Source organism: Methylovulum psychrotolerans (genome assembly GCF_002209385.1).
GTDB lineage: Bacteria > Pseudomonadota > Gammaproteobacteria > Methylococcales > Methylomonadaceae > Methylovulum > Methylovulum psychrotolerans.
This window is the reverse complement of sequence record NZ_CP022129.1, coordinates 798,704-812,945: the sequence shown is the minus strand read 5'-3', so window position 1 is coordinate 812,945 and position 14,242 is coordinate 798,704. Positions and strand designations below refer to the sequence as shown.

Below are 14,242 nucleotides of genomic sequence, written 5' to 3'. Positions count from 1 at the left end.
TTTACGCTTCCGAAGTCACGCGCATGACTTCTTCCAAGGTCGTCACACCCTGCACCACTTTATCCAAACCATTTTCATACAAGGTCTGCATCCCTTCCGCCACCGCCAGTTTTTGGATCGCCCCCGCCTCTTCATGCGCCATAATCAATTTGCGCACTGGGTCGGTCATCGGTAAAAATTCAATAATCGCCATCCGGCCGCGATAGCCCATATTATTGCAGGCCGGACAACCGACAGGCTTATACAGGACAATCTCGCCTTCCGCCGCAAAACGGCGCAAGCGTAAATCTTCGACGAGTTGGGTATCGGCAACATAAGGCACTTTACAGGCCCCGCACAATTTTCTGACTAGACGTTGCGCCAAAATGCCGTTGACCGTAGAGGTGAGCAAATACTCTTCCAAACCCATATCCAACAGCCGCGTCACCCCGCCAGCGGCATCATTAGTATGCAAGGTGGACAATACCAAATGTCCGGTCAAGGCCGACTGCACCGCGATACGCGCGGTTTCCAAGTCGCGCATTTCCCCGATCATAATCACGTCCGGGTCTTGCCGGACAATCGAACGCAAGGCCACCGCGAAGGTCAAGCCGATTTGCGGCTTAGCCTGAATTTGGTTAATGCCTTCCATCTGATATTCCACCGGGTCTTCGACGGTGATGATTTTCCGCGCTGAGGTATTGAGTTGCTTTAAGGCGGCATACATCGTGGTCGATTTACCGCTACCCGTAGGGCCGGTAATCAGGATAATGCCATGCGGCAAGGCCAACACGTCGAGAAAGCGTTCCAGATGAATCCCGGCAAAGCCCAAGGCACGAAAATCCAGCACGGTGTTTTCCTTATCCAATAAGCGGATCACCACACTTTCGCCGTACATGGTCGGAATGCTCGACACCCGCAAATCCAACTCTTTACCGAGCATTTGCACCTTAATACGCCCATCCTGCGGCAGGCGGCGTTCGGCGATGTTCAGCTTCGCCATAATTTTAATCCGCGAGATCACCGCCGCCGTCGATTTGACAGGCGGCGCGTCAATTTCCTGCAACACCCCGTCCACGCGTAACCGGACTTTCAGGCTTTGCTCAAACGGCTCAATATGAATATCCGAGGCTTTAGTCTCAATCGCCCGCTGCATAATCAGGTTGACCATCTTAATGACCGGCGCTTCGCTGGCCAAATCCTTCAGATGTTCCAAATCTTCTTCGCCAATATCATCCATGGTCAGGCCATCGACAATCTTATCCATTTGCGAACGGCCTTCGCCATACTGGACTTCCAAAGCGGTGTCAATTTCCGACAGCAAGCCTACTTTGGCGATTATCGGCTTACCCGTCGCCAAACCGAGGGAACCCACAACAAAAGGGTCTTCCGGGTCCATCATCGCCACCGTCACCGCACTGTCATCCTGATGCAGGCCAATGATATGGTATTGCTTAAGAAAGCGTAACGATACACTCGCAGGCAATTGCGGCTCTAACGGGTAGTTATCGGGTTGGACTTTTTCAAAATGCCCGGCTTCGACAAACGCATCCGCCACATCCAGCTCGGAACATAAGCCTAATTTGACCAATAATTGTGGCAAACTTTCCGCTATTGAACCTTTCTTGACCCGTTCAACCTTTTTCAATTCGGATGCCGATAGTTTACCTTTCGTTTGTAGCGTATGCAGCAGTGATTCGTAAGCCATTAGTTAATTTTTCAGATGGATTTGGCGCGTAAAATAACAGAAGTTTACCACAAGCGCGGTACGGTTTGCCGTACTTGTGCCACAAACAGACAGCGGCGACGGTGCTTTGGTTTCCCAGCGTACCGCCATTTAGTCGGGTAACGGCCTGACCGGCCATTGTAACAAACGCAGAAAACCCAAAGCCTGAGGATTGCGGTGAGCCGCCAGACCGATAGGCATTGTCGCTTGCGGCTGTTGGGAGTGGCTTTTATATGTCTTAAACAGCTTATCCCATAAGGGGATAGCAAAGCCATAATTGCTGTTGGTTTCTGCGATAAGGACAGAATGGTGGATGCGGTGCAAATCCGGGGTTATCAGCCACCAACGCAAACGCCGTTCCAACCCGTCAGGTAACTGGATATTGCTATGGTTAAACGTCGCCGCACCATTTAACAGCACTTCAAACGCCACCACCGCCAGTGGCTCGGCACCGATCAGAATAATGCACAGGCTTTTATACAACATTGACAACAGAATTTCCAGCGGATGGAAACGCACCGCCGTCGTCGCATCCACCAGCAAATCGCTATGGTGCACCTGATGCAAACGCCACAGCAGCGGGTAACGGTGGCTGGCGACATGTTGCCAATAAATGGCGCAATCCAATAACAATACGCTAGCAGCCACTGCCCAGCCCTGCCCCAACGGCACAACCTGCAACAGCCCCAGCCCCGCCGCTTGCGCATACAGCGCCGCGCTGTATGCCAAACCACCTACCGACACCCGCAACACCGCCATATTCAGCGCCGCCAAGCCTAAATTGATGGGCCAACGGCGCAGACGGTCAGGCACAGGACGTTTCGGCAGCAAAGCTTCCAAGCCCACCATCAAGCCAAAAATACCCGCCGCAATCGCCAAACGCATTAACGCATCCATAACCGCCCCCGCGCGTAAATAGCAGCCAAACGCTCAGGCGCGTCGCCGCAGGCAAACCGCCACCGCAGCCACCACATCAAGACTATGGTGTGCAGCACCCCAAAACCTAACCACCGCCGCCCCGAACTGGTCACTTTAGCCCTCAGGCACACAGGCCTGCCTAATTTACCCAATGCCGTACTCAGGGCAATATCTTCCATTAATGCTATGTCAGGGTAGCATTCTACCGCCATAAAGGCCTTGCGGGTGACAAAAATCACTTGGTCGCCCGTCGCAATACCGGTCAGGCACGACCGGGCATTCATCATAAGGGCGATGATTTTCAGCAGGAAATGCCCGCCGCTTAAACGCACGTCAAAACGCCCCCAGCACCGCCCCTGCCCCAAGCTTTCGGCAATCATTGCCAAGGCCTGATCCGGCAAAAATGTGTCGGCGTGGAGAAACACCAACACCTCGCCCGCCGCGTGTGCTGCCCCATAATTCATCTGCTTAGCACGGCCTGGCGGACTGCACAGGCATTGGTCTACCCACGGGGTAGCCAAGGCGGCGGTCGCATCGGTACTGCCGCCATCCACAACAATCAGCTCGCACACAGACCGCAGCGGCTGTAACGCCGCCAAGCAAGCGCTGATGCCCGCTGCTTCATTAAGAGTGGGGATGATAATGGAAAAGTACATAAAGCCGCCGTTTTCATCGTCTGGTATAGGCGCACTTTAACACGCCCTTAACCCTACAACAAAAAGCCGCAATATGCCGAAGCACTTGCGGCTTTTGCCTGCTACCCAACTAACAATAGCCTATGAAGCCGGACGGATTTTGTTTTTGGACTCGTCGCCGTGGCCGATGAAATCAACGCTCAGCACACCCAGCTTCTTGTTTTTACGCTTTTTGTCGTTATCATTTTCGTTAGACTCAGCCGTCGCCTGCGCCATTTGGCTGACATTGGCGGTAGAGTTGCTGACACCTGTCAAACCGGCCGCCAAACTGCCCACCGAAGCCGACGGCACACCCGTACCCGTACCGCCGGGCCCGACTTGGATATTATTCGCCCCCAAGACCGCTGTCGCCGAAATCGTCACGTTTTTACCGCCGATACCCGCCTCGCCCGCATTAACCACCCCACCTGGGGCGAATAAGGCGACGTTACCTTGGCCGGACTTACTCTTTAAAGAGGCGGCGGCGCGGATACCGCTACCCGAAACGGCTGGCTTAACGACGGTCAGCTTACCGCTGGACGAGTAGCTGACATTGGTTTCAGGTATGGTCAGCGCGGTTTTGGCACCCCGTCCGGCATCAATATTGCCTTCCGTAGACCAGATACCGACATTGCCGCCCGATTGCGCAAATACCCGCGATAAATTGACCGCAAAATCGCCACGGGTAAAGACGTTAATGTCCCCGGCCTGTTGGGCAATGATACCCAAATCGCTGGAGGCCTTGCCTTCTAAGCCAGGGAACGCAAACGACAGACCGACCGTGGTCTTGCCGCCAGGTACTAGCAGGTTAACATCACCGCCCTCATCCGTCTGGATGGTACTGAACGCCATATTGACATCGCCTTTCCAAGGATAGGCGGCATCGGCAGTTTTTAGTTCGCTGCCAGGGAATAAGGTGTTAATCGCCGTATAAGCCCGGTCGTTACCCAAAGTCTTATCCACCGCCGAAGCCGAACCTGCCTCATTGATCTCATTATAGTAAACCGGCAACAAGGCGTTATTGAGCTTTTGCTGGATCGTCACATAATCATTACTGCCCAAATCCTTAAACAAGGTCAACGCTTGCGCGGCGGTCAGTTCGGTGTTGCCCGTGCGCTCCTGCATGAACGCAGTAATGGTCGCAGTCGCCGAGTTAAATTGTTCGGCGACGGCAAAATGTTGCAAATATTTATCGACCATCGCATTGTACTTACTGGACGCGCTATCGCTCAGCGCCGCAATCACATCGGCATTGCTGACCCCTTGATAAGACAAATTAGAATGGTTTTGGTACACCGGCAAAATCAACGCCGTCAATTGTGTTTGGATGGCGGCGTAATCGGCCACGTCCAAGTTTTTAAACAGCTTAAGCGCGTCCGCTGTAGACAAGGTGCTGTCGTTTAAATGCTGACGCATATAATTGGTGATCAGCGTACTGACCGACGCATAATTATTGTCACTAGGATACGCCGACAAATAGCTGCTGATAAAGCCCGTATAATTCAGGTCATGACCATTTAATCCGGCCAAAACGGTAATATCTGCGCCGGTGCCGGACAGGTTCGTGTTTAGCTCGTTACCCGAAGTGATGATACCTTTGGAGATACCCAAATCTAAATTGCGTCCGGTTTTCACCAAGACATCACCAGGCCCTGTTACGCGTATAAATGTCGTTGCCGCATTGCTCAAATTAAGCGCCCCAATCGAACTTAACAGCGTTGGTTGGACAATATCGCGCCCCGCCGCCAAAACGGTCGAATCGGTGCTGTTGATATTTTGAATATCCAGTTTTACGTTGGTTAAATCACGTCCGGCTTGGATAATACTTTGTTTCGACAGCACCACTTGAATATCTTTAATATCCCCTTCCTGAGTCACCAGCCTTGCCGGTTGCAGGTCATTTTTATGCAACAAACCGGTACTGCTAGGGACAGTTGTTGAACCCGGTACCGCAGGGACGGTAAATAGCCCGCTAAAGTCATCCGCTAAAAGAAACGGCAATAAGGCGCTAGGCAGCTTGGACTTATCAATGTCCAACATAACAAGGCCGTCCGTCAGTTTAGATTTATTCGACATGATGTTCTGTTGCGCCAATAAACTGACCGTAGAACTGCTGGCAGGGAATAATTTGACGGTATCCAGCTTAATGCTGCCGCCAAAGGCCGTGCTCGCCAAGTTGACCGGATAAACGGCACTGGTATTTTGTACAACCGTCGTCAAATTAAGATAATTTGCTATGATGGAGGTATCCGCGCCCAAATACACATCGCCCGATAAGGCGTTGGCAGTCAAACTGCTGGTATCGGTATAAGTATAAAACTGTGTATCGGGGGAAATGCTCATTTGATCCGATACGGCAGTGACGCTAATGCCCCGTTTGGCCTCTAAAGCCAAAGTGCTGTCACCCATCACCAACTGCGGGCCATTAACAAACTGTTTGCCGCCAGTAATTTCACCGTCGGCAGAAATGCTGCCGATACCTTTGCCGAGCAGATAAGCACCGCCGGCAACATTACCGCCCGCATGGATGGCCATTTGGCCACCGCCCCCTATCTCGACCGCATTATTGGCAAAAACCGGGGTGACACCATCATCGGCAAACCCCGTTATTTTCCCGACCTGCTTACCCGTAGAAGGCATCATAACCGATAAGTCGCTAATGTTTTTACCCGCGTTGATCGTCACGTTACCGCCACCAAACGAGCCGACATTTTGGTGGAAATTATTGACATTAACGCCCCAAGCGGTCGCAATTTTAGTGGAGGCAACACTGCCCCAATCGCCCACCCTCACCAACCAATTAGTAAGGAACTGCTGATTGTTAGGCTTGGAGAGGTCTAGCTGATTAACGATATTATTCTCTGTCGCCATCACAATATCGCCGCCATTGACCCCGTAGTCCGCCGCCGCCAAATTAGCGTAAGCTGGGTTACTCAAAAGGCTAGCGTCTGGCGAACCATTATCTAAAGAACCATAAGGGTTGGTATCGGAAAGCGTACCCCCTGTATAGACGGTGGAATTGCCATATTTGTTCTCAAAAATAATATCGCCGCCTGCCGCCAACTTAATGTCACCGACCCCTGTGCGTATCGTCACGGGATGATCTTTATGGCCCGCTATATCCAAGCTGTGTGCAGCGTTATTAATGGTCGCGAAATTATCCGCACTGCCCAGATCCGCACCTGCTGCCAATTGATAAGACCAAGAGTTACCCGCCTGTAAAACGTCAAAAGAATCGAATAAAACATTACTGAATTGCTGCACATACCCGTCAGTAATTGAGTTGGCAACGGTCAGCTTACCCGAAGCGTTAATCACCAAATTGCCCGCGACATCATTGCCGTACCGCCAAGTGGCAAAATCCCAAGTATCTTGTACCGTCAAAGCGCCGTCATAATCAATTTCCACACCTGGCCGTAAGGTCGCGCCATGAATGAGATTAGCGACTTGCGCCATATTCGTGGCGCTCATATAGGCGGAAGTGTCTGCCTGAATGGCCGCTATCACCGTGCTGTCAATCACCCCGTTGGCTATATCGGCATTAGTATACTGTTGGACACCCTCGGCATAAAAATGCTTAGCCCCCTGAACGGTATTGGCGGCGACCGGATCAATCTTGATGATGCTGCCTGTGTCGCGTAAGGCGCGTAAAGTGACATCGCCACCTTGTGCCGCCGTACTGCCGCTGACATCAATGGCCGCACCTGATTTGATGCTGATGCCGCTGACACCATCTTTATCCGAGTCCACCGAAGACAGCAACACATCACCGCCTGTCGCACCTTTAGTGTTCAGGACAGCCGTGCTTTCCAAAGTGACCTTATCGCCCGCATACAAGGCAATGGCTCCGCCGCCATTGGCGTTGGCGGTATTAACCGTACCCGCCAAATCAATGCCCTTTTGGTCGGACACCAAGGTGACGGAAGCGGCAGTCAGGGTATTACCCGCCTGCTGGACAAGCGCGTCTTCAGTGCTACGGAAATACACCGACCCCGAAATGCCGATATCGTTTAATTTAGCCGTCCATTGGTCAAAATTCGCCGCCGCATCAAACTTCGCCAGTTCGATAATGGTACTGCCCGAATTGGCGCTGAGCGTGCCTAGCAAATCGATGGTTTGCGTAGGGGCTTTCAGAATCAGCTGGCCGCCTGCCGCCCCGCCGCCGCCCGTATCCATATTGACGTTAGACCCGGCACTTAAGGTAATCTTACCCGTACCCGCTACCGCACTAAAGATACCGCCCGGCGTATACTTAATGACATCGGCAAACTGCACCGCCTTGCCTTCCAAATGAATATCGGCTTGCTCACCAATCGTCACATCGCCCGTTTTCGCCTGTAAGGCCAGCTTACCTGAATACAATAAGGCATTTGTGTTAAAGTCCACGCTATTGGCGGCTATGTTCAGCGTAGCGCCAAAACCACTCGCCATAGATGTGTCGGTTTGTCCGGCATTAGCAAAACTGACCGCATGGCCTAGGGCATTAATGGTCAAATCCGCCCCGCCTGTTGCCGTCAGATAATCGCTGGTGACATGCAAATCACCCGCCACTGTCAGGCTGCCAGTACCGTCAATATGGAATTGACTGGCGTTCTTAGTGCCGTTTAACGGCGTGATGGTAACGCTGTTAAAGCCCCGCATAGCAAACGCACCCGCCGCTTGCGTGTAGTCATCTGTTAACAGCTCCAGCTTACCGCTACCCGCACCGAGGCTGGATTTAGCCCCGGTAGAATTACCGACGGCTAGGGTATCCGCTTGCAATTTAACGGTATTATCCTTACCGCCAAAGCCAGCCAAACCGGCCGCATTAACGGTTAACGCACCAAATTTTAATGCCACTAAAGAACCGTCAGCATTTTTCAGCAATTGCCCGGTACTGTCGGTTTGGCCGACATCACCATAAAAATTGATGGTGTGGCGGCTATTGAGCAACAATTCATCGACGACCAAATTAGTCAACTGCAAATTATTCAGGCTCAAGGCGTTGGCGACCGCCCCCTTACCGACCTCACCGATATTAATGGTATTGGCATTCAAGCTTAATGAACCGCCGTGCATCAAAATATTGGCTGCAGAAGACAAATGGGTGGCTTTACTGGAGTCCAACAACACCGAGGCCAAAGAAGTCGAATTGCCATCCGTTATGCCGGTAATGGTCGCGCCGCTTTTAATGACCAAATCACCTGAGGCCGTGCTGCTGGTATTTAACACCGAATCTGCACTCAGACTGACTTGTTTGTCGCTGGATACGCGCAACAACGCCCCGTATCCCGCAACATCAACCGTCTGACCAGGATGCTTAGGGTCAGGAGCTTGAGATAAGCCAGTTACCTTATAAACTGTATCGCCGGTATTCACGGCTTGCCCAGCCTTTAAAACCGCACCGCTTTCGACCACCACCTTATCGGTAGCCGCCAACACCAAATCTTTAACCGTCAGATCCACACCGCCGGCAATATCGACCTTGCGTGTTGTCACCAGCAAATCGGTTTCGCCAGTCGCATTATCCCTGCTACGGATTCCGCCCAATAACAAGCTGTCAAGATTGAGGTTATTCAAATCACTGGCTTTAATCCGTACCCCCGATGCCGAACTGCCAGAATCGGCAACCACCGTAATACCATTGGCACTGGTAATATCCAGTTTACCCCCACGCCCTACGCCATTTTTGTCGCTTGCCGCCGCCGAATTAATCGAACCTTCGATCAACAACTGGTTAGCCACATCAATGGCGACTTGGCCGCTATCTTTAGGGATTAACGGCACGCTGGTGCCATTGGTCGCGGCTAACGCCGTAAAGAAGCTATTGGCGGAGGATTCGGTATATTGCGAATGCTTGCGGACATCAGCGCCTGATTCGATCAAAAATCCGCTGGTGCGCGAATCGTGGGTACCGGTAACGCTATTGGTGTAATAACCTGCGATAATCTCTTGCCCGGCAGTATTATGGGTCGACACCGACAAATCTTGGCTATTAGCTTGCGGCGTGACTAAATAAGCCCCCGGCAATAAGGCATAATGGGCAGGCATAATGGTATAAGTACCTGCCGGCAACCCTTCGGCCCCGCTTAAATAAATTTGGCTACCCGCCGTATAGCGTTCTTGCTCCTGTTCGCTCAAAACTCCCAGTAAGGTTTGTTCGTGTGGGTCAACGGGACTTAAAGAGGCTTTTCCTTGGGAAGGCACAATCGCAAAGCCACCCTGATAAGCATCACTGCCCGGCAACAGATAATCGGCGCTGCCGCCCGCGCCTTTGATAAATTCATAAGCGTACAAATCACCGCCGCCCGCAATATCAACGGTACTGCCTTTGGCAAGAGCCACATCAGGCGAACTTAAATTGATTTTTTTGCTTTGGATAGACAAATAACCTTGCGAAGCATCGTCATACACGACGTTCTGGTTATTGTTCAGTATATATGTCCAGTATAGGCCACCCAAGGTATTGCCAAACGGAATGGTTTTGCCGTCCGCCGATACGGATGTGATACTCTTAGGCCCTAAACCCAATGTGGTGCCGGCGGTTAAGTTGATGCTGCCAAACGGCGCCCTTAAGATACCGTTCTGATGGATATTAGCAGCTTCAAAACTTAATTCGCCGTTCGCAGATAACGGTGTGGCATCCTTATAGGCATTCCCTGAAATTCTGATGGCACCCTCAGGATTAAGGGTAGAGTCTACCGAAAAGGTATACTTGGTTAAGGTGCTCGGATAAATTTGGCTGGCGGTCAAATTTAAATTTGCGGCCGTCCGTAGAAAGCCGATATATTCGTATTTGGTCGCGCTAGCAGGGTCTGAATCAAAATTACCCGTCGTCCGCAACTCGTGCCGGCTGTTCAGGTTCACTTGCGCCAAGCCGTCCATGCTCAGATAACCTACCAGATCCGTCCACTGCGAATGGACGGATAATTTCCCGTCCCCTACCGTCAATGCGCTGGTATCAGGTTTGGATAGCCAAGTATCCCAGCCCGCCTTAAAATACGCGCTGTTCAAATTGACGGCATTGCCTTCCGAGCCTTCGCTAATGCCTTGGGTCGTGTATGCCGCTTCCCAACTTACTTTTTGGCTAGTCAATTCCAGACGGTCTTTAGCCGTCAGGTTCACCGCGCCGACAAAACGGATATCGCTGCGGATCGCCGCCGCCCCATCCACGACTACTGAGGCATTGCTTTTGAGGCGCACATCAGAAAAGCCGCCATTTTCAATCAAATCGCTACTGATCCGCGCCTTACCGTTCAAGCTGCTTTTATCTAAAGCGGGGCTGTTAGGGTCATAACTGTCCAGCTTGTCGCCATATTTCAAATCACCCAGTACCGATCCGGTATGTTGGGTGATCTGGATAATTTTCTCGTTTTGGGGGAATACCAGCGACACCCCGGAACCGGACGTGTCAATTGACCGCAAAGAAGAGTCTATGGTCACATCTAAGCGTCCGGCTTTAGTGCTGGAAGACCCCGCATTCCCTTGGATAACCCCTTCCAAATCAATGCCTTCACCAGCAGAAATCTTAATCGCCCCGGCATTGGAAGCGATAGTGGTCGGCTCATAAATTGTCGCCGATGTCACCTGATCAATTTTCGGCACATCCAATACCGCCTGAGTGCCGGACACATCAATCAAAGCGCCTTTTTCTTGGATGACATAGCCTTCATTGGCCGTCAGCGTGACTGTTCCGCCATCCAACACCTCACCTGAATGGACATTCAAACCATTCACAGGATTCAGCCTAGTGGCGCCTTTTGCCAACAACTGCGCCTCGCTACCCAACCAAATGGCTTGGCTGGCATCATAGACGGTCAACTGCGTATCGGCCGCCAAGGTCAAATTGATAGAACCCGCCGGGGCGGCAATCGTGCCGTCCACATAAATGCCCTTAGTGGTGGTGGCCAAACTGATCGCGGCCCCCGTATCGCCAATGATTTCGCTACCTTTTTCAATAGCAATACCCGACAATGCTTTTAGGCTCAAATTAACCGGATTGCGTAGCTGCTCCGGCAGCGTTTCCAAATGCGTCAGCGCGGTGATAAAATCCCTGCTCGCCGGATGGAAGGTCAGATCATTGACCACCCGGTTTTTCGCCACCAAAAGGACTTGGGCATAATCTGCACCCTGAAATTTTAATGAACTGCCGCCGCTCAGCGTCAAACTGTCGCTATTGCTGGTTAACGTAAGGTCACTAAAGCCGGAATGTTGCAACAAGCCATTAACATAGTCTGTTGTTAAGATGAGCGGGGCATTACCCCCATTGTTTATATCATTGGTATCGACCGTACCGATAACAATTTTGCCGGAGCTTAAGTTCAAGCTACCGCCTTCTTCCAAACCCCAAGCCGATAAGTGGCCGTACAGATGCACGGCGGAAGCCTTGCCGTTAATGTCCGGCAACGCCGCAAGGCTAATTGCCCCGCCCTTACCGCCGGTCACCACGTTGTCTACCGACAACAACGCCCCACCGTCAGCCCTGATCTCCGAACCTGCCGCCACCGTCAAATCGCCGCCGCTGGCCGTTAAGCTCACCTTGCCCGCATCAATGTAAAGCGGCTGGAACGGCCCATCTGACAATGCCGAAGAATTATCAAACCAAGTGCGGTAATCATCAATCCATAACCCCGACACATTCAATTTCGCCGAACCAGCCACAGTCAGCTCAGCTGTCTTACCCGATGTGTTATTCACCGCATCGGTGGCCATGACAATACTACCGCCTGCGGCATGGATGCTGCCATAGACATCAATACTGCCGCCTTTTAAAGAAATGTCCGCCCCTTGCCTGCCAATCTCAGCATTAGCGGCAATTTTTATATTGCCCGACGTTTTTACCAACACTTTTTCTACACCGGAAGCGTTCAATAAAGCGTCCGACAAGGTCAGTGCGGTTGCCTTGCCGTCAGCATCGGTAGGGAACGCATCCGCCATACTTAAAGCCGCGCTGGACGCGTCTTTTTGAAAGACCACGTCTTGGGCAGAAACCCGCCCTGCTGCGGTATCATCGGTATTAATGATAAATGCGCCACCAAACGGCGTGTCGGTCAAATCCCGCTGATAACGGCCTGCTGTAGAACCGGCCACCAAATCGGCATTCCAAGACAAGAGCGGCGTTTCAATATTCAACGACCCTGCCGATTTACCTTCGGTATAGCCTGCTTCGTACTGACCTTGGCCAAATATCGGCGAATTCGTCCAGTTAGTGGTCACACCCCATTTGCTATGGGCTTCGGTGACCACGCCAAAAATCGATATATAATGTTGGTTAGGGTCGGCATTGCTAATATCAACAATCGCACCATAATCGGTGACTAATTTAGTCGTATTGATGTAACCGCTCTGATAATCGACCGAGCCCCCGGCAATATTGACCACCGACCCGGTATTTAAGACCACATCGCCATTAGAGGTTAAATTCACCGTACCGCCCTGGGTCATACGCTCTTGGACTGTCCGCCCAATACCGTTGACGGCGCCGCTGGTATCAACAATCGGGGTCTTATCACGGACATCCACCAAAACCGTCTGACCTTGCAACACCCCGCCTTTTTGAAAAGGTGAATCACGCAAATCGAAGGTCTGTACCGATACCTGCCCGACATTCCGCTCCATCGCTACTTGCACATGCTGGATACCCGATACATCAATGGTGGCATTGGTGTCCACCAAAATACGGGACTTATTCGGATTATCCGTAGGGGCGACATTGTGGACAATAGTAAAATCCGCCTTAGTGCTGTCAACATCATTCGCCACATTATTGGTGGCCAGCATATTGATTTGCGCATAAGGCGCGACAATCTCCGAATTGGCCTTCATGTGGATCTGATTGCCCACCACTTCCATATAGGATTGCGCCTGAACCTTACCGTCAATCGCCGTATCCGTCGATGCGGTATCGGCAACAATTTGCGTGACACTACCCGAATCAAACGTAACCGAAGACTGCGTACCCAAACCGTCGCCATTATCTGCTGCACGGGTCGTTGAAGTGGCGTAAATCTTAGTCGAACCTATCGCGGCATTTTCTTGCGCCAACAAGCGGATAGAGCCATTGACGTTCACCGATGTGGTGGCCGTCAGCGTACCGCCCTGATTGACCGCAAAGCCCTCTAAGGTGATGTTGCCTTGGTGGGCTACGATATCGCCAACATTTGACACCTTACCGCCCGTTTGGACTTCAACTAACAGGCCTTTAAACTGGCTACTTTGCGAAGGCTGTAAATACACCCTATCCTGGCTGGCCACCATAATCACTTGGCCGAATTCATTGGTGGCGATGGAACCCTTATTAGTGACGGTAGGGGCCGCCATAACCACTAAGCCATCATTATTGGTATCGCCTGTAGCGGTGATCTTCGCGCCTTTCTCAACAACAATCGCCGAACCGGCCAGCGTGTCTGAACCGCCTAAGGCAGGCTTGTCTAAGCTGCTGGTATTTTGCTTGGTTAACCCCGCCGTCAACACCTCATCCGAGATTGCCAGTGACGACGCAACCAGTGTATTGACGTTAACGACCGAATCTTTACCAAACACGAAACCGTTTTGGTTATACAGATACACTTGGCCGTTAGAGCTTATCTCACCAAGGATTTGGCTGGGAGTGCCTTGGAAAATCCGGTTCAGGGCGACCGAACTGCTGTTAGGTTGGTCGTATTCGACCTTATTATGCTCGCCGACGTTATACTCTTTCCAGTTATAGATGGCGTTTTGCGATGACTGGTCAATCACCATCGTGTTGCCGTTGTCATTATAATGAAGGCTTGAAGCTCCCATTGAATTCAAAACTTCGGCAGGTATCGGCAACTCCGCCTGGGCAGGCGTTACCGCCCCCATCAACATCCCGCTCGCCACCGCCATGCGGATACAGGCAGGCAACGGCCTTAATTTAAAGGAAGGTATTGAGTTTTCTGGAGCCACTTTGAGTTTTTTAGCCATGGTTAACGCCTGCTTGCCATAA

4 protein-coding genes are annotated in these 14,242 nt (G+C 51.7%); all 4 read right to left on the bottom strand.

Annotated elements, in window-relative coordinates; translation table 11 throughout:
* Position 1: 1 nt before the first annotated feature.
* Entirely contained in the window at positions 2 to 1,687 is a 1,686-nt protein-coding gene (gene gspE / locus CEK71_RS03410) for a type II secretion system ATPase GspE (RefSeq protein ID WP_088618070.1), read from the bottom strand.
* A 129-nt stretch (positions 1,688 to 1,816) separates the two neighbouring features.
* Positions 1,817 to 2,602: a sterol desaturase family protein gene (locus CEK71_RS03405; RefSeq protein WP_088618069.1), complete on the bottom strand. Its 786-nt coding sequence runs from the start codon at positions 2,600 to 2,602 to the stop codon at positions 1,817 to 1,819.
* Positions 2,590 to 3,279: a TIGR04283 family arsenosugar biosynthesis glycosyltransferase gene (locus tag CEK71_RS03400; RefSeq protein WP_088618068.1), complete on the bottom strand. Its 690-nt coding sequence runs from the start codon at positions 3,277 to 3,279 to the stop codon at positions 2,590 to 2,592. Before CEK71_RS03400 ends, CEK71_RS03405 begins: the two co-directional genes overlap by 13 nt.
* Before the next feature lie 120 nt (positions 3,280 to 3,399).
* Complete coding sequence (locus CEK71_RS03395; RefSeq protein ID WP_088618067.1) at positions 3,400 to 14,220, bottom strand: filamentous haemagglutinin family protein; 10,821 nt, start codon at positions 14,218 to 14,220, stop codon at positions 3,400 to 3,402.
* Between the last annotated feature and the right edge of the window lie 22 nt (positions 14,221 to 14,242).